The organism is Verrucomicrobiia bacterium (assembly GCA_035765895.1).
GTDB lineage: Bacteria > Verrucomicrobiota > Verrucomicrobiia > Limisphaerales > DSYF01 > DSYF01.
In genome coordinates this window covers 35,437-56,446 of the sequence record DASTWL010000039.1, presented here as the reverse complement: position 1 = coordinate 56,446, position 21,010 = coordinate 35,437, and the positions used below count along the sequence as shown (strand labels likewise).

At 63.5% G+C, this 21,010-nt stretch carries 18 protein-coding genes; 8 read left to right on the top strand and 10 right to left on the bottom strand.

The annotated features are described in order from the left end of the window. The first annotated feature begins 5 nt into the window (after positions 1–5). The 3 genes from VFV96_08295 (at position 6) to VFV96_08285 (ending at position 5,485) form a co-directional block, all read left to right on the top strand. A complete protein-coding gene (locus VFV96_08295; protein HEU5070399.1) occupies positions 6–530 on the top strand; it encodes a hypothetical protein in 525 nt (174 codons plus the stop codon). A 123-nt stretch (positions 531–653) separates the two neighbouring features. Further along, a complete protein-coding gene (locus VFV96_08290; protein HEU5070398.1) occupies positions 654–1,391 on the top strand; it encodes a DUF481 domain-containing protein in 738 nt (245 codons plus the stop codon). Between the two features lie 128 nt (positions 1,392–1,519). After that, a complete protein-coding gene (locus VFV96_08285; protein ID HEU5070397.1) occupies positions 1,520–5,485 on the top strand; it encodes a response regulator in 3,966 nt (1,321 codons plus the stop codon). A gap of 14 nt (positions 5,486–5,499) precedes the next feature. On the opposite strand, the gene aroF is transcribed toward VFV96_08285, so the two are convergent. Then, positions 5,500–6,516 carry a 3-deoxy-7-phosphoheptulonate synthase gene (gene aroF, locus VFV96_08280; protein ID HEU5070396.1) on the bottom strand — a complete coding sequence of 339 codons (1,017 nt, stop codon included), beginning with the start codon at positions 6,514–6,516 and terminating at the stop codon, positions 5,500–5,502. Between the two features lie 264 nt (positions 6,517–6,780). Here aroF and VFV96_08275 point away from each other — a divergent pair, with 264 nt between their 5' ends. Further along, positions 6,781–7,737 carry a peptidyl-prolyl cis-trans isomerase gene (locus VFV96_08275; protein ID HEU5070395.1) on the top strand — a complete coding sequence of 319 codons (957 nt, stop codon included), beginning with the start codon at positions 6,781–6,783 and terminating at the stop codon, positions 7,735–7,737. 65 nt (positions 7,738–7,802) lie between these two features. Next, positions 7,803–8,795 carry a 4-hydroxythreonine-4-phosphate dehydrogenase PdxA gene (pdxA, locus tag VFV96_08270; protein HEU5070394.1) on the top strand — a complete coding sequence of 331 codons (993 nt, stop codon included), beginning with the start codon at positions 7,803–7,805 and terminating at the stop codon, positions 8,793–8,795. A gap of 6 nt (positions 8,796–8,801) precedes the next feature. Here pdxA and VFV96_08265 read toward each other — a convergent pair whose 3' ends face one another. Beyond that, positions 8,802–11,471: a DUF3656 domain-containing protein gene (locus VFV96_08265; protein HEU5070393.1), complete on the bottom strand. Its 2,670-nt coding sequence runs from the start codon at positions 11,469–11,471 to the stop codon at positions 8,802–8,804. Between the two features lie 166 nt (positions 11,472–11,637). Between VFV96_08265 and VFV96_08260 the strand changes: the two genes are divergently transcribed. Beyond that, positions 11,638–12,516 carry an SDR family oxidoreductase gene (locus VFV96_08260; protein HEU5070392.1) on the top strand — a complete coding sequence of 293 codons (879 nt, stop codon included), beginning with the start codon at positions 11,638–11,640 and terminating at the stop codon, positions 12,514–12,516. 273 nt (positions 12,517–12,789) lie between these two features. Here VFV96_08260 and VFV96_08255 read toward each other — a convergent pair whose 3' ends face one another. From VFV96_08255 to VFV96_08235, 5 genes are all read right to left on the bottom strand, one after another. After that, positions 12,790–13,512 carry a lysophospholipid acyltransferase family protein gene (locus tag VFV96_08255; protein HEU5070391.1) on the bottom strand — a complete coding sequence of 241 codons (723 nt, stop codon included), beginning with the start codon at positions 13,510–13,512 and terminating at the stop codon, positions 12,790–12,792. Further along, positions 13,512–14,117, bottom strand: a complete 606-nt coding sequence (gene ruvA, locus VFV96_08250; protein ID HEU5070390.1) for a Holliday junction branch migration protein RuvA — start codon at positions 14,115–14,117, stop codon at positions 13,512–13,514. Before ruvA ends, VFV96_08255 begins: the two co-directional genes overlap by 1 nt. A 117-nt stretch (positions 14,118–14,234) precedes the next feature. After that, positions 14,235–14,843 carry a crossover junction endodeoxyribonuclease RuvC gene (gene ruvC / locus VFV96_08245; protein HEU5070389.1) on the bottom strand — a complete coding sequence of 203 codons (609 nt, stop codon included), beginning with the start codon at positions 14,841–14,843 and terminating at the stop codon, positions 14,235–14,237. A gap of 93 nt (positions 14,844–14,936) precedes the next feature. Beyond that, complete coding sequence (locus tag VFV96_08240) at positions 14,937–16,964, bottom strand: NPCBM/NEW2 domain-containing protein (GenBank protein HEU5070388.1); 2,028 nt, start codon at positions 16,962–16,964, stop codon at positions 14,937–14,939. Positions 16,965–17,200: 236 nt separating this feature from the next. Further along, positions 17,201–17,470, bottom strand: a complete 270-nt coding sequence (locus tag VFV96_08235; protein HEU5070387.1) for a hypothetical protein — start codon at positions 17,468–17,470, stop codon at positions 17,201–17,203. Positions 17,471–17,503: 33 nt separating this feature from the next. On the opposite strand from VFV96_08235, the gene VFV96_08230 reads away from it, so the two are divergent. Next, on the top strand, positions 17,504–18,223 hold the full coding sequence (locus tag VFV96_08230; GenBank protein HEU5070386.1) for a ribonuclease H-like domain-containing protein: 720 nt from the start codon (positions 17,504–17,506) through the stop codon (positions 18,221–18,223). Continuing rightward, positions 18,220–18,900, top strand: coding sequence for a hypothetical protein (locus VFV96_08225; GenBank protein HEU5070385.1), 681 nt, complete (start codon positions 18,220–18,222; stop codon positions 18,898–18,900). The genes VFV96_08230 and VFV96_08225 overlap by 4 nt, the downstream gene beginning before the upstream one ends. Here VFV96_08225 and VFV96_08220 read toward each other — a convergent pair. Genes VFV96_08220 through hpnD form a run of 3 tightly spaced genes read right to left on the bottom strand, consistent with a single transcriptional unit; the run spans position 18,877 to position 21,010 of the window. Next, positions 18,877–19,311, bottom strand: coding sequence for an EamA family transporter (locus tag VFV96_08220; protein HEU5070384.1), 435 nt, complete (start codon positions 19,309–19,311; stop codon positions 18,877–18,879). The two genes, VFV96_08225 and VFV96_08220, sit on opposite strands and share 24 nt — an antisense overlap. After that, a complete protein-coding gene (hpnK, locus tag VFV96_08215; protein HEU5070383.1) occupies positions 19,311–20,144 on the bottom strand; it encodes a hopanoid biosynthesis-associated protein HpnK in 834 nt (277 codons plus the stop codon). The genes VFV96_08220 and hpnK overlap by 1 nt, the downstream gene beginning before the upstream one ends. Then, the gene (hpnD, locus tag VFV96_08210; protein HEU5070382.1) at positions 20,141–21,010 is read right to left on the bottom strand and encodes a presqualene diphosphate synthase HpnD; all 870 of its coding nucleotides are present in this window, start codon (positions 21,008–21,010) and stop codon (positions 20,141–20,143) included. Before hpnD ends, hpnK begins: the two co-directional genes overlap by 4 nt.

Here is a 21,010-nt window from a genome sequence, read left to right as displayed (position 1 = left end):
AAACCATGAAAACAACAAAGACCATCCTGGCCCTCGGCACCTGCTGCGCAGTCGCACTCCTGGCGGGGTGCGAAAAGAAATCCGAAACCACCGGCACGTCAACTGATCAGGGGACGTCCGCCGCACAGGCCACCGGCGACACAATGAAGAAGGCCGCGGACGCGGTCGCCACCGAGGCCAACCAAGCGGTTGATGCCGCCAAACCGATGGTGGAAAAGACTGCCACTGAGGTCAAGTCGGCCGCCACCGCCGCCGTTTCAACGGTCAGTGCCGCCGTGCAGCCGGCGACCAGCACAGCTTCCGCGGACGTGAATGCCAAGGTGAATCAGTTGATTGACCAGGCGAAAACGCTGTTGGGGCAGAGCAAATACTCCGATGCACTGAACACCCTCCAGCAAGTGAACAATTTCAAGCTGTCACCGGAACAGCAACAGCTCGTGACCAGCTTGAAGGAACAGATCCAAAAGGCCATGGCCGCGGCCGGCGCCACCAACGCGGCCGGCGCGGTGGGCAATCTGTTGAACAAGTAACCCTCACCCCCAAACACAATCCGGAAGCTGCCGGTGCTGCCTTACGACCGGCCCCGTCGGGGGCGATTTGCGCGCACGGCGGCCAACCGGCAGCCTGAAAACCTCGCAATAAAAAAACAACACATGACCCTCAAACACAAAATCGCACTTGCCTGCGGGCTGGTCGCCATGACGACCGCCGGTTTCGCGCAAAGCGCGCCGACTGCCACCGAAACCAACCTGTGGAAAACCTCCGCTGCGGCGGGCCTGACGCTGACGCGTGGCAATTCGGACTCCACAACGTTCACCGCCAACCTCCTTGCCTCGCGCAAATGGACCGCCAATGAACTGGACCTGGGCGTGGATGGCACTTACGGCAAGGCCAACGGCGTCAAGAACGCGGAAAGCTTGCACGGTTTCAGCCAATACAACCGGCTGTTTTCCGAACGGTTCTTCGGATTGATGCGCGTGGATGCCCTGCACGATGCCGTGGCGGATCTGGATTACCGCCTGACGCTCAGCCCGGGCGTGGGTTACTACTTTATCAAGAACAAGACCACCTTCCTGCGCGGCGAAGTGGGCCCGGGGTTTGTCTATGAAAAACTCGGCGGCGAAACGGACGGTTACGCCACCCTGCGTGTGGCGGAGCGGTTCGAGCACACATTCACCGAACACGCCAAGATGTGGCAATCGCTCGAATGGCTGCCCCAGATGGATGATTTCAACAATTACGTGATCAACGCCGAAGTCGGTCTCGACACGGCCATCACCAAGAAGCTCAGCTTGCGCACCTTTTTACAGGACACCTTCGACAACGAGCCGGCACCGGGTCGGAAGAAAAACGACCTGAAACTCGTCAGTGCCCTGGCCTACACATTCTGAGGCCGTTTGAATTGGACCCGGGCGGATGCGACCATCCGCCCGGGTTTTTTTATGGTCCGACTGTGGCGGCGGGCTTGCCAGCGAGCCGGAAAATGGACTATTGGTGAGATTGCGGCCCCGTTCCACCCATGAATTCCGCCTACCAGCCGAAAGCCAGCGCCCCCGAACAGGAGCAGCAGGACATGCTGCGCACGTTGCTGAGCCGGTTCGGATTCGGTTCCCGCCTGGCTTGGGGGCTGTTGATTCTGGGGCTGGCCGGCACCGCCTTGTTATGGAACGAGGCGCGGCATCATTACCGCAATCAGGAGCAGATCCAGTTCAACAACCGGTGCGACCGCGTGCGCGGCGACCTCCTGGATTCCTTGCGCAACGGCGAGCGGGCGTTGCGCGGTGCGGCCGCCCTGGTGCCGCCGGATGCCGCCACGGACATCAAGACGTGGCGCGCCTACCTCGACCAGCTGGCCGTCTCCAAACTCTACCCGGAAATTTCCACCATCGGTTACGCCGCCCGCATTCCGGAGTGGCAAAAATACTCCTTCGTCCGTGAAGCCAGCCGGACCATTCTGCCCGACTATCAAATCTGGCCGGAAACCACCAACCGGACGGAATACTTTCCCATCAAATACATCGCGCCCATGCCGGAGGAGTCATCCTGGCTGGGATTCGACATCGCCAGCGATTCCAATCAACTGGCCGCCGCCAGCGCCGCGTGCGACCTCGGCGAGGCCACGCTCACGTCCAAATCGGACGTCGGCAAGGGCCGCCGCCGCCAGGACATCATCAGCATGTATCTGGCCGTGTATGTGGACAACATCCCGCTGACCAGCGTGGAGAATCGCCGGGCGGCCTTGCGCGGCTGGGTGTTTGCCCGGTTCCCGCTGCGCGCGCTCCTCGACCGCATTTTCGAGGCCGGCGAAACGGACATTGATTTCGAGGTGTTCGATGGTCCCGTGCTCACGCGCGACACGCTCATCTATGACTACGACGGGCAGCTGCATGTCGCGGGTGACAACGTTCGCCGTCCGTTCATGCTGACGAACACCCTGGCCTTCGGCGACCGCACATGGACGATTTTTTATTCGGCCTCGGCCGATTTTCGCGCCGCCCGAGCCTCGAGCCAGCCGCTGGTTGTGCTGGTCTGCGGGCTGGCGCTGACCGCGCTTGGTTTTGGGGTCGTGTTCATGCAGGTCAGCGCGCGGCGGCAGGCGTATGACATCGCCGCGGGCATGACGGCGCGGTTGCGCCTGCAGGAGCGTGCCATCACTTCGGCCAGCAACGGCATCATCATCACGGACCCCAACCAGCCGGACAACCCGGTCATTTACGCGAACCCCGCCTGGGCGCGCATCACCGGTTACAGCGTGGCCGAGCTGATCGGTCGCAACTGCCGCATTTTGCAGGGCACGGACCGTGACCAGTCCGGGGTGGAGGAACTGCGGGACGCCGTGCGGCAGGGGCGTTCGTGCCACGTCGTTCTGCGCAATTTCCGCAAGGACGGGCAGTTGTTCTGGAACGAAGTGACGATCTCTCCGGTGCGTGATGACCAGGGAAGATTGATCAACTTTATCGGCGTTTCGGAGGATGTCACCGAACGGAAGAAGGCCGAGGAACGCCTAGCGCAACAGTTCAAGCGGCAGGCCGCGCTGGCGGAAATCGAGCTTTCCATCAACGAGCAACGGGAGCTGCAGGCCGTGCTCGAACGCATCACCCTGGCCACCAAAAACCTCCTGCCGGCGGCGGAGGCGAGCGTGGTGTTGTGGGACGCCCGCAAACAGGCCTTCACCCTCAGCACGTCCACCGAGGCCGGCCACGAGCGGCAGTATGCGGCCGAACATGTGCGGCGCGAGGGGGGCGCGAGCCGTTGGATCGTGGAGAACCGCCAGCCGCACATTGTCAGCGACATGCGGGAGGACACGCTGAATACCAACCCCATCCTGGGAGCCTCCGGGTTGTCTGCCTACGCGGGCTTTCCCCTGCTGGCGGAAGGGGAAGCGCTTGGGGTGCTTTATGCCCTGGAAACAAAGCCGCGCCAGTTTTCCCAGGACGACCTGGACTTCCTTTCGACGCTCGCGCACCGCGCGGCCGCGGCCATCATGCGCGTGCGGCTTTATGAACGTTTGCGTGAAGCCAAGGAGTCCGCCGAAGCCGCCAACCGGGCCAAGAGCGAGTTTCTCGCCAACATGAGCCACGAAATCCGCACGCCCATGAACGGCATCATTGGCATGACGGAACTGGCCTTGGAGACGCCGCTCTCGGCCGAGCAGCGCGGCTATCTCGGCACCGTGCGCAATTCCGCCAACGACCTGCTCCGCCTGATCAACGATATTCTGGACTTTTCAAAAATCGAGGCCGGCAAACTCGAACTGCACCTGGAACGCTTCAACCTGCGCAACGCGCTCAACGAGACTCTCAAATCGCTCGGCTTGCGGGCCCACGAGAAGGGGTTGGAGCTGACGTTTCACGTGTTGCCCAACGTGCCGAACATCCTGGAAGGCGACCTGGTTCGCATCCGGCAGGTCATCATCAATCTCGTGGGCAACGCCATCAAGTTCACCGAGCATGGACACGTGGGCGTCGAGGTGCGCCGGGCCGGCAGTGATACGGTTCATCTGGCCCAGCGCCGCGGGCAGTTGCCTGAAAAAAAGGCCGAGGAAAGCGACCTGCATTTCATTGTCTTCGATACCGGGCCGGGCATTCCCGAGGAAAAGCTGCTGCACGTGTTCGAGCCGTTTACGCAGGCCGACGGAACCATTTCCCGCAAATTTGGCGGCAGCGGCCTCGGTCTGGCCATCTGCTCCAACCTCGTGCGCATGCTGGGCGGCCAAATCTGGGTGGAAAGCCGGGTGGGCAAGGGCAGCCGTTTTCATTTCACCGCGCGTCTCCGCGTGCAAACCGATCCACAGGCGGACGGGCCGCACGTTCCCGAGCGGCTCGCCGCGCAACGCGTGCTGGTTGTGGATGATGACGAAACCAACCGGGGCATTCTCTGCGAAATGGTGACAGGGTGGGGGATGCAGCCCACTTCCGTGGCCAACGGCCGGGCGGCCCTGGCCGAACTCAAGGCCGCCGCCGAAGCGCAGCACCCCTATTCTCTCGTGCTTCTGGACGACGAAATGCCCGAGATGGACGGGTTCGCCCTGAATCGCGAGCTGCGCAAACAACTAATGCCGTCCGCCACGGTCGTCATGATGTTGTCGTCCGCCGAACCGGCCCGCGAAACGGCCCGCTGCCGGGAGGAAGGCATCCATTACGCGCTGACCAAGCCGGTCGGACAGTCCGAACTGCTCGACACCATTCTGACCGTGCTGCAACCGGAAGGCGTCCGGCTGGTGGTGCAGACCACGGCTCCAGCAACAGGCGAGCGCCTGCGCGTTTTGCTGGTTGAGGACAACGAGGTGAACCTCGAACTTGCCATGCATTTGCTCACGCGCATGGGGCATTCCGTGTTCACCGTTCGCAATGGCCGGCAGGCCGTGCAGGCGGTGGAACGCGACCGGTTTGACCTCATCTTCATGGACCTGCAAATGCCCGAAATGGACGGCATGGAGGCCACCCAACGCATCCGGGCCATGGAGGCCGCCGGGACACCTCACACGCCGATCATCGCGCTGACCGCGCACGCCATCAAAGGCAGCCGCGAACGTTATCTCGGGGCCGGCATGGACGATTACGTCACCAAGCCGGTGCGGCGGCAGGATTTGGCGGACGCCATCGATCGCGTGATGCAGCGTCTCGGCCGGTGGGCGGCGCGCACCCCGAGTTACGATCATCAGCAATGCCTCGCCAACATCGAGGGCGATGCGGAAATGTTCCGCACGCTGGTCACGCTCTTTGCCGAAACCACGCCCGGGCTGCTGACCAAACTGCGCGCCGAGGTCGAGGCCGGCGATGCGGCAACTGCAGCCCGGACCGCCCACAAACTTAAGGGCTCGGCGCTGCAATTCAACGCCCAGCCCGCGGTGGACCTGACCTTGCGCATCGAAGAGGCCGCCAAGCGCGGCGACCTCGGGGTGGCGACCGCCCTGCTGCCCGAGTTGCGGGAGGCGTTTGCCCGCCTCGAACGCGACCTGCAAAGTGCACTCAACGTGGCCTGATCCGTTCCGTCGGACTATTCGCGCCCGGCGGCGGCAATGAACGGTCGCAGCTCTTCCATCAACCGGCCGAAACCGTCCAACGTGAGTTGTTGGGCGCCGTCGCTCCACGCCTCCGCCGGATTGGGGTGCACTTCGATAAGCAATCCGTCGGCACCCATGGCCACGGCGCCCTTGCACATCGCGGCCACCAGATCGGCGCGGCCCGCGCCCTGGCTGGGATCGATGACAATGGGCGCGTGAGACTCCCGTTTGATGATGGGAATGGCGGAAAGATCCAGCGTGTTACGCGTGTAGGTCTCGAACGTGCGAATGCCGCGCTCGCAGAAGATTAAATTCGGATTTTCGTTGGCGAGGATGTATTCGCCGGCCAGCAGCCATTCCTCAATTTTCATCGACAGGCCACGCTTGAGCAGCACGGGCTTGCCGGTTTTGGCCGCGGCGATCAACAGCTGGAAGTTCTGCGCGTTGCGGGTGCCGATTTGCAGGATGTCCGCGTATTCCGCCACCAGTTCGGCGTGATTCTCCGACAACAATTCCGTGATGACCGGCAAACCGGTTTCGCGGCGTGCCTTGGCCAGCAGCTTCAAGCCTTTTTCGCCGAGCCCCTGGAATTCATAGGGCGACGTGCGCGGCTTGAAGGCCCCGCCGCGGAGGATGGTGGCGCCAGCCTTTTTAACCGCGGCGGCGGTGCTGAGCAGCTGCTTCTCGTTTTCCACCGAGCAGGGGCCGGCCATGACCTGGAACTTTTTGCCACCGAGCAGGGTTTCCCGGCGCACGGTGACGGTGGAGTTTTGCGGGTGGGCTTCGCGGCTGACGAGCTTGTAACGCTTCTGCACGGGCATGACGCTCTCGACCTGCGGCCAGGTGGCCAGCGTCTCGAGCGATTTGTGGGTCCGTTCGTCGCCAATGGCGCCAATGACCACGCGGGCGACGCCCCGCATGACGTGAGGCGTGTAGCCGAGCTTGCGGATTTCCTGCAACACGTCGCGTTCCTGGGTGCGCGTGATTTTGGGTTTGAGCACAATGATCATGATGGTTTGTGGGGTTGGCCGGAGATCGTCACAAAAAAACCGCAGGCGTGGCGACCTGCGGCATCGGGTTCAACGAATGTTTGCTTCAAGGCAGCCGCAAGCCCGTCCCGTCCGGCCAGTAAAACCGGAACGCAAACACGCGGCTAAAATAACGGCTGCCCTTCACGCTCGGCAGCCTAACAGAGCCGCCGCGTCCGTCAAGCCGTCCGCCGGTGCGGCGCTTGACCCCCCGGGGGGCATTGTTAGTATCCACTTATGGTTCGGATGAAATCGTTGCGCGTTGTTTTGCTTCCGTTGTTGGTGGTGCTGCTGGCGGGTAAAACCCGGGCCGAACTGGCCAGCGGCATCAACGCCATCGTCCACGATTCGGTCATCACCTACCAGGAGGTGGATTTGTTCGCGGCCCCCGCGGTCAACGTCGCGCTCCGCCAGCTCCGCAACGATCGGGCGGCGTTCATGAACAAGGTCAGCGAACTGCGCAGTAACAGCCTCGATGAGCTCGTGCAACGGCAGTTGATTCTTCATGACTATCAGGCCTCCGGCTACAACCTGCCCGAAAGCATCATCGACGAGGCGATTCAGGACCGCATCCGCGAGAAGTATGGCGACCGGAAAACGCTGACCCAGACACTGCAGGCCGAGGGTCAGACCTACGAAAAATTCCGCCAGCAGATGCGCGATCAAATCATCGTGGATGCGCTGCGCAGCAAAAACATTTCGGCCGAGCTGATCATCTCGCCGCACAAAATCGAGGAGTATTACCAGCACCACCAGCAGGACTATCAGGTCGAAGACCAGGTCAAGCTGCGCATGATCGTCCTCAACAAATCCGGCGAAACCGACACGAACACCGTCAACCTCGCCCACGACATCGCGCAAAAGATCAAGGAGGGCGCCTCCTTTCAGGAAATGGCCACGGTTTATTCGCAGGGCTCACAACGCGGTCAGGGTGGCGACTGGGGGTGGGGTGACCGCTCCACGCTGCGCAAGGAACTGGCGGACGTCGCCTTCAAGCTCAACCCCGGCGAAGTCAGCCCCGTAATCGACACGCCCGGCGCGTGCTTCATCATGCTCGTCGAAGATCGCAAGCCGGCGCACATCCGGCCGCTGAGCGAAGTGCGCGACGAGATTGAAAAGACGCTCGTCGTCGAGGAGCGGGCGCGCCTGGCCAAACAATACATCGACAAGCTCAAGAAGAAGACCTTCGTCCGGTATTTTTGAGCGCGGCCACGGCAAGGCTCGGCGGGTCGCGGCGGTCCAGCGAACCGGCGGCAGCGCAACGCATCATGCCTCTCCGCATCGGCATCACTTTGGGGGACGTCACCGGCATCGGTCCGGAGGTGGCGCTGAAGGCCGTTGGGGCCGTGGCGGGCGAGGACGAAACGCGCTACGTCCTGATCGGAGACGCCGATTGCATCCAACGCTGGAACGTCCAGTTGGGGTTGAACCTGGCCTTCACGCCTGCCAACGGGTCGCTCGGGGCGGACCGGTTCACGGTGCTCGATTCCCGTTCACAACCACTTTCCAGTTCCCTCTCCCACGGTGCTCCCGAAGCCGCCCGCGCGGCGGTGGACTGGTTGGGTGAAGCGGCCGACCTCTGTTTGTGCGGTGAGCTGCACGCAGTTGTCACGGCGCCCGTGAACAAGGAGGCAATCAATCGCGCGGGCATTCCTTTTGTGGGGCAGACCGAATTCTTTTCCGCGCGCGCCCGGGCGGACCGCACGGTCATGATGCTGCTCGGCCACGATGAGCGCGGCCGCTGGCTGCGCGTGGCGTTGGCGACGGTGCACATCGCGCTGCGCGACGTGCCGGTGAAGCTGACGGCAGAGAAGATCCAGTTCGCCGTCGAACGCGCGGCGGAGGCGTGCCGCAATCTTGGGCTGGCGCGTCAACGTGTGGCTGTCTGCGGGCTGAATCCGCACTGCGGTGAAGGCGGCGCGTTTGGCGACGAGGAGCCGCGCTTGATCGAGCCGGCTCTGGCGGCGTTGCGCCAACGCGGACTGGAGGTGGCCGGTCCGCTCAGCGGCGACACGGTTTTTCACCATGCGCTGGCCGGTGAGTTTGACGCGGTCGTGGCGATGTATCACGACCAGGGGCTGGCGCCGCTCAAGACGGTGGCGTTCGACACGGGCATCAATTGGACGCTCGGCCTGCCGTTCATCCGCACTTCGCCCGACCACGGCACCGCCTACAACATCGCGGGGCAGGGCATCGCCAGTCCGTCGAGCATGATTTCCGCCCTTCGCCTGGCCAAACAGCTGGCCGGGCGCGCGGCTTAAGCGCGGCTATTTGCCCGCCATTTGTCCCCGCGTCACCCCGAGCTGGTGGTGCAGCTTGAGTTCGCGCCACAACTGTGCGCCGGTGATTTCACCGCGCAACAACTGACGATACTTGGCCAGCGTGGTGGCGACCTCCGCCGACGTTTCATTCAAAAACTCAACCCGGAAATGCCGCACGCCCAGCGCGAGCAGGCGTTCCACGTATTCCGCGCCGGTCTGTGCCTGGGAGTTGAACACCGTGTTGCGGCAGCCCACGTCCGCCTTGAGCGGATGCTCCGCGCCCACGCGGTCGCGCAGCCGCACTTCGTGTTTGTCGCAGGGGCGGCCGCAGTTGGTGTAATCCGTGCCGGCGGAAAGAAACGCGCAGAACACGCAATGCTCCATGTGAAACATTGGCATGTGCTGATGGATCGTGACCTCGAACCACTCCGGCGGCGCGCCGTGCAGCAGCGCCTCCAGTTGGTCGAAGTTCAAGTCGTAGCTCGCCGTCACGCGCTCCAGGCCGAACTGGTGCTTGAAGTAATCCGCCGCCAGATGGTTGGCGACGTTCAGGGAAAAATCGCCGACGCGCCGGTCCGCCGCAAAAAACTGCAGATGATCGTAATTGCGGATGAGGTAGCCATCCGCATGGCTCGAGCGCACCTGTTCGAGCGTCCATTCCTCGCCGGGTTTGAAAATCCGCGGCGGGGCCACGAAGATGCCGGGTTGCAGGTTGAGCGTCGCGGGTTGGGAGACCAGGCAGCCGCGCGCGGTGTGGAACATCGTCACCGCCTCGCGATATTTTTTGGGGTTTTCAAAGTCGCAATAGACCGTGGTGACGCCGCACTTCAAGGCCGCCTCCAGTTGCGGCAGCGAACGGACGAGGACGATCAAATGCGGGTCGATGAGCGCGGCGCCAGGAACCGCAGGTGCGCGGGCAACGCCGGCCCCGAGCTCCGCACTTTGCGAGCCCCGGTCGAGGAGGCTCCAGCGTTTGGGCTGGGCGCGCTGCCGCTCCAGTTCGGCGGCCACCTCGCGGCGCAGCCGGTTCAATTCGCTCACGGGAAGCATGACGGCGTCCGCGAGCTGGTTCAACAAATCGCCGAGATGGAATGGCGTGCCGCCGAGCCGCCCCAGCTGGTCGCGCAGGCGCGCCGTGCTGAGCGGCTGCTTCTCGGCAACGGCGAGCGGCATGGCGGAAGCCGCCTGTGCCACGTGCCCCAGTTCATCGCGGGCGATCAGGGTCAGTGGTTGTCCGGGCAGGCCGTGGACTTCAAAGAAAATGGGTCGCGTGAACCTGGGCGCGTCGCCTTCGAAGCTCTGCCGCCAGCGCTTTTCCAGTTCCGGATCGCTCGTTTTCCACAGCTTGTTGCCCTCGTTGATGCGCGAGAAATCTACCGCGCCGCGACCGAAGGTGAGGAGGACGCGTTGCGAGCCGGGCGCTCCGTCAGGTTTGTTTCGCGTTCCGTGCGCCGCGTTCCGCACTTCATAGACCCGTCCACCTTCTTCCTTTTCCTCCGGCCGGCCGGCGTCAAACACCACGCCATCGCCGGGCTTGAGCGCGGATTCCAGCTGCACCTCGACGGCGTCGCGAAACACCCGGGTCACTTCACCGAGATGCACGCCACGCTTTTTCCCGAAGCGGGCGTGCACCAATTCCTGATTGTTGATGCCGCCAAACCAGCCAGTGTGGAGGCCGCGCGAAAAGGCCATCTCCATCTCATAACGCGGGGCGGGAAGGGGGGGGTGCGGAATGGCGGCTTCCGTTCCAGGCTCCACGCTTCTCGTGCCGAGTCCATCGAGCGCGTTCCGGTAAACGCGCGTGATGTTGGCCACGTATTCCGGCGCTTTGAGCCGGCCTTCGATTTTCAGCGAAGCCACGCCCGCGGCCACCAGTTGGGGCAGCACGTCGAGGCCGGCGAGGTCCTGGGGGCTGAGCAGATAGCGGCGGTCCCCGAGCGGAACGGGCTTGCCGTCGGAAATCAAATCGTAGGGCATGCGGCACGCCTGTGCGCATTCGCCGCGATTGGCCGAGCGGCCGCCGAGCGATTCGCTGGTCAGGCACTGCCCCGAATACGCCACGCACAGCGCGCCGTGGACGAAAACTTCCAACGGCAGTGGATGGTTGATGGTTGATGATTGATGGATGGCACTTGCCTGCGCGGCTTGAATCTTCCCGATTTCCTTGATCGAGAGTTCGCGCGCGAGGACAACGAGATCGCAGCCCAGCGCGCGCGCAAACGCGACGCCCGCCGCGCTGGTGATGGTCATTTGCGTCGAGGCGTGAATCGGAAAATCCGGCGACAGCGCGCGGATGAGCCGGCAGATGCCCACGTCCTGCACGATGGCGGCGTCCACGCCGGCGGCGATCACCGAGCGCAGGTAGTGTTCGGCGTTGGCGAGCTCGTTTTCAAAGACCAGCGTGTTGAACGTCAGGTAGCCGCGCACGCCGCGCCGGTGCAGGAATTCCATCAGCCGCGGCAGGTCCGCCTCGGTGAAATTGTGCGCGCGCATCCGGGCGTTGAACTTGTCGAGCCCGAAGTAAATGGCGTCCGCGCCGTTTTCGACGGCGGCCTTCGCGCATTCCCAATCGCCGGCGGGCGCCAGCAATTCCGGCAAACGCGGAATGGGGAACGCGGAACGCGGAACGGAATCCGTGCCGGTGGGCTGGGTTTGAACTGTGAAGGTGTCGGCCACTGCGGAGAAAGTAACGCGCGACCGCGTGGAAACAAAGGCTCTTTGCGCTTGGGTTGGAGCGCCGGTCTGTGACCGGCTTGGGGGGTTCGCGTGTCCAAAAGCCGGCTGCAAGCCGGCGCTCCCATCCGCCTTTGCGTTCCCGGCGGCTCTGCGTTTAACTCCCGCCATGCGCGTGTTGATCATTGGGCCTGGCTACGTTGGATTAGAATTGGGGCGGCAGCTCATCGGCCTCGGGCACACGGTGTCCGGGTTGCGACGGGGTGGCGATGCCGCGGGCGAACTGCGCACCAACGGAATCGTTCCGCTCACCGGGGACATCACCCAGCCTGCGACGTTGAGTGGATTGCCCGCAGCCTATGACTGGGTCGTCAACTGCGTCTCGTCGTCGCATGGCGGGGCGGAGGATTACCGGCGCGTGTATTTGCAGGGCGCGCGGAACCTGATTGACTGGCTCGCCAAGTCGCCGCCCGCGAAGTTCGTTTACACCAGCAGCACGGGCGTTTATGGCCAGAATGATGGCGCGTGGGTGGACGAAACCGCACCGGCCGAACCGCCCACCGAAACCGGCCGCGTGCTCGTCGAAACGGAGCGGGTGTTTCTCGAGGCGGCGCGCGAACGGGTTTTTCCCGCCGTGGTGCTGCGCGTGGCGGGCATCTACGGGCCGGGGCGCGGCTGGTGGTTCAAACAATTCCTCGCGGGCGAGGCGCGAATTGAAGGCGAGGGCCGTCGCGCCTTGAACATGATCCACCGCGCCGACGTGGCGGGCTGCATCATGGCGGCGTTGGAACGAGGCCGCCCCGGGGAGATTTACAACGCCGTGGATGACGAGCCGGTGACGCAACGTGATTTCTTCGCGTGGCTCGCCGCGAAACTGAGCCGGCCGCTGCCACCGTCCGCGCCCGAAGATGTTGAGGTTTCCCGCAAACGCGGCGTGACGAACAAGCGGATCAGCAATCGGAAGCTGAAGGCGGAACTGGGCTACGTGTTTCGCTACCCGACGTATCGCGAGGGCTATGGCGCCGAAATCAAACTGCTCAACCAGTGAAGCGCCGTGCGGGAATTTACGCTGCTTTGCAGCCTATCCTTGTTCACGATTTTACGTGGGCGCGACGCAAAATGTTGTCCAGCCTGATTTTGGCGGCGATATGAGGTGTGATTCGTTTTTTGGAAAGGCGGCAAACACGCCGGATAGTTGGAGCGCCGGCTTCCAGCTGGCTTTAACGCGGACCAGCCACCATCCGCGTCCGTCTGCTGAACAAGGGATCATGCTTCCGGCCCGCTTGGCTTAAGCCAACGAAACGTCGGCGCTCCGACTTGCTCACTCTCCTTGCGTCGTCACCATCAGCGCATCGTGCAGACGCTGGCGCAATTGGGCGCGATCCTCATCGCTGGCATCGCGGGGGACGTGAATGGGCTCTCCGAAGAACATTTCGCACCGGGCAAAGGGCAGGGGAATTTGAAAACGATCCCAGCTTTTCACGCGAATCTTCCAGTTGAGCCGATACGAGAAGGGAACGACGGGGAGCCCGGTGACTTGCGCGAGGGTCATTACGCCGGGCTGAATGGTGTAGCATGGCCCGCGCGGTCCGTCGGGCGTGACGGCCAGGTCGTAGCCGCGTTCGGCCCAGGAGCTGAGTTCCAGCAACGCCTGCGCGCCACGCCGGCTGGACGAGCCCCGCACCGGTTGCACGCCGAAGTTCTCCAGAATGGCGGCGAGGAACGCGCCGTCCTTGCTGGCGCTGATCAAGGCCGCCAAATGCTCGGTGGCGTGCTGCGGGCGGACGAAGCTGTGATAGGCCTTCATGCACAGGCCGAGCCGGTTGTGCCACAGCGCAAATATGACCGGCGTTTTGGGCAGTTTGGCCGGTCCGTGGCCACCATCCACCCGGTAACGCAAGGTGGCGGCCAGCAGACGCATCAAGGTGGCCACCAGCCAGGCGAGTGCGCGCTGTCCGCGCGTGGGCCGATGCGGCACCACCACGCCGCTGACGCGTTTGCGCGGCGCGGGCTCCGGAGCGGCGGTGGCGGGAACGTCAGCCATCACGAGCCTTTCTTCAGACAGGCGCGCACCAGTTCTTCGACGGTGGCCGTGTCGCCGAGCACGGCCAGCGCGGCGCGGACGGCGTCGTGCGCTTCGGGCTGCTTGAAACCCAGGGCCATCAGGGCCAGCACGGCGTCGTTCACCTTCTGCTCGGCCGAGCCCGGCGTGCGTCGGTCGCTGGCGGCTTCCCACGCGCCGGCCGCGCCGATCTTGTCCTTGAGTTCAACCACGATGCGCTCGGCGGTCTTGCGGCCGACGCCGGAGATTTGCGACAGCGCCTTGACATCGCCGCCCGCCACGGCCCCGCGAAACGCGGTGACGTTCATGCCGCTGAGCACGTTGAGCGCGATCTTGGGGCCGATCCCGCTGACGGTGTTGATGAGCAGGCGGAACAGGTCGCGCTCCGCCGTGGTCATGAACCCGTAAAGCACATGGGCATCTTCGCGCACGGCGAGATGCGTCAACAGCAGCACGTCGCCACCCGGCGCCGGCAGCTTGTCGAATGATGACAACGGAATGAGCACTTCATAACCGACGCCGTGAACGTCCACGATCGCCTGCGTGGGCAGGGCCTCGACGAGTTTGCCTTTGAGAAAGGTGATCATGGGTCGGTTAAATGAGCGAAGGAGTTAACTTAGTAATTTGAACCGTTCTTTGTGGGCGGGCTTGTTGATCTCGCATGTTGCTTGTTTAACCATTTAACCCACGCTGGCTCGGCCGTCCTAAATCTGCTTCGGCGCATTCAAACTGAACCGGCCGTGCTCCTGCGCGTGCGCCAGCGCCAGCGCCAGCGCATCGGCGGCATCGGGTGCGGGGAGTTCAGCGAGCTGCAACAGGCGCTGCACCATTTTCGCGACGGCCAGCTTCTGCGCGGCGCCGTAGCCGACGATGGCCTGCTTCACCTTGCGTGGCGCGATTTCGTAAATCTCCAGTCCCGCTTCGGCGACCACGGCGAGCGCCGCGCCGCGGGCTTCACCCATGATGAGGGCGGTCTGCAAATTCTGCGCGTAGAACAGCCCTTCCACGGCACACATCGTGGGCGCGTGCCGGCGCACCACGTCGCGCAGCGTCTGCGAAATTTGCGCGAGGCACCGCGAACGTTGCCAGCCGGCCGGACAGGCAATCGTGCCGCACGCGAGCATCTGCGGCTGGGTTTTGGCGAAACGAATCACGCCGAAGCCCGTGCCGCGGAGCGAGGGGTCAAGGCCCAGGATGATGCCACGGGCCGCGGCGGCCTTGGGCGGCGCGGCCGCAAGAACGGGCGCGGCAGCGCGCCGCGGCGCCGCCACGCGGGCCTTCATCTGCTCGAATTGCTGGAGCGAAATGCCCATTGGCACGCATGGTGCCAACGGGCCAAAACCGGCAAAAGGAGAAAAGGTGCGCCGCGCGGGGCGGTCTTTGTCGCGCGGACAATCCTTTTCCCGTTACCACACGCGCACCAAGGCCGCGCCGTGACGCCGGACGCTGACTTTGTAGCTGCTGGCGAAGGTGCCCAGATCCTGCTGGCGCCAGAGATCGCGGACTTTATGCGTGCCGTTCAGGCCGAGGTCGCTCCAATTCACGGTGACTTCCGTTTCGACCGGGCCGCGATTGAAGAGGCCCACGGCATACGAGCCGTCCTCCATCTTTTTGGCCCAGACTTCGGTCTGGCCGTTTTGCGCGATGCGGCCAGCGGCCTGCCCGAGCGGATCCTGGTTCACGGCGATGACTTCGTCGTTCTCCAGCAGGTTCAGCGTGAACGCGTCCAGTTGTGTCATGTCGCAGCCGATGAGCAACGGCGCGCAGAGCAGGCTCCAGAGGGTGATGTGGGTGTATTGCTCGCTGGGGGTGAGCTTCGTCGGGTGCAGCGCGGGGCCCCAGCCCACCTTGCCGACGACGAGCATGTCGGGATCGTTCCAGTTGCCGGGCTTGGCGAATTTCTCGTGGCCGTTCTGTTTGAAACCAATGCCCGACATGCTGCTCCAACTGTCGTTGATGTCGCCGGTGGTGCGCCAGCAGTTGCCGCCGACCTGGCCGCCCCATTCCCAGACGTCGCCCATGCCGTATTGGCAGAGGCTATAAACGATGTCGCGATCCACCTTGTCGAGCGCCGCGCGCATGACGGCATACGGCCGCATCAACTCAGCCAGCTTCTTCTCCTTGGGTTCGCCCCAGTAATGTTTCATGCCCGAGAAGTCCGGCTTGGTGCCGCGTTGGGTCTCCATCTCCGGCTTGTAGGAGCACCAGTCGTATTTCAGGTAATCAATGCCCCATGCCGCGTAACTCTGCGCATCGAGCGCCTCATGATCGAAGCTGCCCAGGCAGCCGCCGCAGGTGAACGGTCCGGGCGACGAATAGATGCCGATCTTCAAGCCCTTGCCATGCACGTAATCGGCCAGCCCTTTCATGTCGGGAAAGCGCGGGTTCGGCACCATGCGGCCTTCCGCATCGCGGCCTGGACCGCCGAGCGTGGGGTCCTTGGGTGCGGCGGCGGGATTCTTTTCCCAGAAATCATCGATGTTGATGTAGGTCCAGCCGTGCTGAATAAGTCCGCTGTTGACCATGGCATCGGCGGCGGCCTTGACCTTTTCGGCCGTGACGGCGCCGGCGAAGCAATTCCAACTGTTCCAGCCCATCGGCGGCGTGAGCGCGATTTGATCGCCACAGACGATCTTCAATTCGCGCGTGGCGCGGCCGCGCGCGTTCTGCGCCGTCAGCGTGACTTTGTATTCTCCGCGCGCGGCCACCTTGCCGGTGATGAGGCCGGTTTGCGCGTCGAGTTCCAGACCCGCCGGCAGTCCTTGCGCCGTGAAGGTCATGGGACGCTCGCCGGTGGCGGGCACCATGAACAGAAATGGATGATTCGGCCGGCAGCCGACGACCTGGGCGCCGTTGATGCGCGGGGTGGCGGGCGCCTTGGGCGTGAGAATGTAGGGTTCCTCCGGCTCGGCGCCCAAGGCCACCGGCTTCGCGCTGCAACCTTCAAACTGCGCGTCCGCCCAGTCGGCGTGATCCGAATCAATGCCGTCGCCGCCATCGGTGACCTGCAAGGTGACCCGCTGAACACCGGCGAGTTTGACGTCCACGGGCTTGCTCTGCCCGCCGCGGAGGACGCCGCTGGTCCAGAGGGTTTTGCCGTCGCCCAGCACCTTGAATTCGACTGAGGCATCGCTGGCCTTCTTTTCGTCATCCACGCCCACGACGGCGGTGAAGCGTTCCGCACCACCCTTCAATTCCAGTTCAAGCGAGCTGGCGGCGTGGGTGCCCAGTCCGTGGGTGAACGTCTTTCCACCCAGCTTCAAGGGATTGCCGTCGATGGAGAGGTTGCGGCGCGGCTGGCCCCAGTCCTGTTCGGTTTTGCTGATGTCGAGCTGATCGAGGCGAAAGGTTTCGGCGGCGGCCGCCGTGCCGGCAGCCAGCACGAGCGACGAGGCGAGCGCGAGGAGTTGAATCGAGTGAGCGAATGTTTTCATGGCATGATGGTTTCGAGGTGACGCGAGATTAACGCAGTTACGGGCCGCGGCAAGATTCGTGTGTGAAGCGAACTGTCCGTCGGGTGGCGCAGCAGGCTGGCTCCAAACCTGAATGCACTGCGCCATCTTTCACGATCGTGATGTGGGTTGCGAAGGTGCGTCATGCGATCTGTTGTTGAACATTGCGCGCGGCCTCACTAGTGTGGCGCGCGAAGAACGCGATGCGACTGGCAGGTTCAGACAACTTTGGCGAACGGCGCGGGACGAACAGGCAGCACCTGTGCGCCGCGCGTGAAGAGTTCGCCGGAAGTTTTTTTGAATTTTGCTCTGGTCACGTTACGTGTCTTGCGGTAAGTGATGCACATTAACCCGCAAACAACGGATCGGAGGTGAGAATCCATGGCCGCAAAGAAGAAAGCTGCGAAGAAGAAAGTTGCGAAGAAGAAGGGCGCGAAGAAGAAGTAGCCCCTTAGCAAGGTCACCAGGATGGCAGGCTTGATCCTCACGATCGGTTTCCCATCCTGGTTCTTTTTTTAGTCATGGCCACCCTTGTCTTCGACATTGAAACTTCCGCGCTGCCGGTGGAGACGTTCGACGAGACGCAGCAGGAATATCTCTTCCGCGAACTCCAGAAAATTCCCGACGAAGCGGCGCGCGAGGCGCGGCGGGTGGAGATCCAACGGCAATTCAGTCTGTGGCCGCTGACGGCGCAGGTCGTTTGCGTCGCCATGTTGAACACCGAAACCCTGCGCGGTCAGGTGTTGTTCACGGCGGATGACTTCGAGGACGACGCCGGTGAAGCCGGACCGGTGGAGTTCGTGCCGTTTGCGGATGAGACCGAGATGCTCACCGCCTTTTGGGATGTTGCGCGGCATTACGATGCCGTGGTGACGTTCAACGGACGGGGTTTCGATGTGCCGTTCCTCTACCTGCGTTCCGCTTTATTGAACGTGTCCATCACCCGCAAGGACTGGCTCGGTTATCGCTACGCCGTTGATCCGCATTGTGATCTGGCGGAACAACTTACGTTCTACGGCGTGAGCGGCCGGGAAGGCGCCGCCAAGCGCTTCAACCTCGATTTCTACTGCAAGGCGTTCGGCATCGAATCGCCCAAGAGCCATGGTGTGACCGGCATGGACGTGGGGCATCTGCTCGCCGAGGGCCGCTATCGCGAGATTGCCGAATACTGCCTGCGCGACGTGCGCGCCACCGTCGAGCTTTATCGCATCTGGAAGGAACGGCTCGCGGGCATCAAATGAACGCGGAACGCGGCATGGGGAACGCGGCACCGGCGCGTGGTGGCAGGGTGCTCGTCTGTTTCGCGGTGCGCGAGGAGGCCCGGCACTTTCAACCGCCACTCAATTGCGCCTGTCAGGTTGTGATTTCCGGAATCGGCGCGTCGAACGCGAAGCGCGCCTTGCTGGGTGCGCTGGCCTCGTTCGCTCCCGAACTCGTGCTCACGTGCGGCTATGCCGGCGGATTGGGTCCTGACCTGCCCGTGGGCAAGGTGATCTTCGACGCCGACGAATCCACGGAGCTCAAGTCTCACCTGATCGAACTCGGCGCGGCGCCGGTCCAATTTTTTTGTGCGGATCGCATTGCTGTGACCGTGGCCCAGAAACACGCCCTGCGTCATCAGACTGGCGCGGACGCGGTTGAAATGGAATCGGGCGTGGTTCGCGCCGCGTGCCGTGAGCGCGGCATTCCCGCAGCGACCATCCGGGTCATTTCCGACGATGCGCACACGGACCTGCCGCTGGATTTCAACCAGCTCGCCAAAGCCGACGGCAACATCAGCTACGGACGCCTCGCCGTCGCGCTGGTCAAATCCCCCGGACTGGTGCCGAAGCTGATGCGTTTCCAGCGTGAACTGGCCGGGTGTTCGCAGCGGCTCGGGGGCACCTTGCGTGAATTATTGATTCGCCGGGCGGGTTGATGCCGCGGGCGCAACGGCCTGTTGCCGCTCCTTCATTTTCTCGCTCCAGGTGATGACGCCGGCGCCGATGACGATGAGAATCACGCCGCACCAGCGCACCCAGGACACTTCTTCCTTCAACACAAGCTTGGCGGCGAACGCCGTGATGACGAAGCCCAGCGAGGTCAGCGGCCAGATCAAACTGACGTCGCGTTGCGAGAGCAGATACAGCAGCGTGCCAAAAAAAATGGCCTCGAACAGCACGCCGACGAGCACGTTCTTGTTGGTGGCGCCCCGGCCGATGATGCGGGCAATTTCCGCCGCGGTGACGTGCTGCACCTCGCCGATCTGTTTCAAACCCGCGCTTAAATAAACGACGCCCACGGCCTCCAGCACGAGGGCAATCAGCAAAATGATGACGATTTTGGCCATTACAGGTCTTGGTAACGAATGAGTTGAATCCGCTCCGCTGCGACCAGCGCCCGGATGCGCGGGCTGATCAGCGCGTCGAATTCGTGCTTAAACTCGTCGAGCGACGGATGCGAGTAAAGTTCCGAGTCGCCCGGGGGCAGCAGGGGCAGGAGCCGGGCGACGTAGGCTTCGTTCACCCGCGCGTTCTGCAGCAGGCCGAACACGTGCCGCGTGTGCCGGATGCCCTTCAATCTCAGCCGGGCGCGGGCCGAACGGGAGAGTGCGAGGTAAATCAGCGCGTGCGACGCCCGATACAGGCGCTGGCCCCGGGCGAGCGGCGCATCCAGCCAGAACGGCTCGCGCGTCAGGCGCAGGTGGGTGATGCCCAGTTCCGCCGCGTCCTCCATCAGGAGCCGGAACACGACGGGATGCAGGTGCAGGTGCAGGTGACCGTTCACGTGGTCGAGCGGGAGTCCGGTGGCGCGGAACCGTGCGAACTGCGCGTGAATCTCGGTGCGCAGCTGGGCGCGCAGCTCGCGGCGAAAAAAGTAACGCAGGCCCGTGCCCGTCGGATGGTTGCTGAACTCGCCGCGCGCGTTGACCAATCCGGGAATTTGTGCGGGCGGGAGGGCTGCGTGGCCCATCAGCAGGGTGAGATGCAGGCCGACGCCGAGGCGCGGATGAGCTTTGGCCAGTTGCACCGCCTCCGCGCAGCCGGATTCGTTCACCATCAGGCTGGCCGTGGTCAGGATGCCCTCGCGATGAGCGCGGATGACCGCGGCGTTGACGGAGGCGGAGAGCCCAAAGTCGTCGGCGTTGATGATGAGGCGGCGATGGGGGGCGGGCGGGCTCAAGGCGTGCCGTAATTGGGGGTCTTGGACCGCAGCGCGAACTTGCACCACGACCGGACGATGAGCGCGAGCTTGTGCGGTTTGCTCAGGCGCAATGGCTGCGGTCGCAGCACCTGGAACTGTTGCTGCTCCAGTTTGAGGAGCAGCCGCCAATAGACGGAGCCCATCAATTCGGCGGCGACCATCCGGGGCCGGTCTTCAGCGGCGAGGCTTTGTCGGGCGGTGAGGTAAAAGCCGCGGGCGCGCTGTGCGAAACTCCCGGCCAGTGCACGGAAACGCTCCGAATATTCGCCACGCAGGATTTCCTCGGGCTTCACCTTGAAGCGCTCGAGCTCGGTTTGCGGCAGGTAAATGCGCCCGCGCTGGGCATCATTGCCGACGTCACGAAGGATGTTGGTAAACTGGAGCGCCTTGCCCAGCGCGACCGCGTAGTCGCGGCAGGCGGCATTTTGGTAGCCGAAGATTTCAATGCTCAACAGGCCCACGACCGAGGCGACGCGGTAGCAATACAACTCCAGGTCGGCGTAGGTCGCGTAGCTCGTCGTGTCGAGGTCCATCTCGCAACCGCGGATCAATTCATCCAACAACGGGAAGGGCAGGTGGAACCGTTGAATGATGGGTTGGAACTCGCGGTTCGTGGGCATCATGGGCGGGTCGCCGGCGCAGGCGCGCTGGATGTCCGCGCGCCATTCGGCCAGCGCGGCGCGGCGTTGTTCGACTGAATGCGATTCCTCGTCCGCCACGTCGTCCACTGCGCGGCAGAACGCATAGAGCGCCGACATGGCGTCGCGCTTTTCACGCGGCAACATGATGAAGGCGAGCGCAAGGTTTGAGGCGCTGCGCTGCGTGATCGTCCGGCTTTGTTCCAT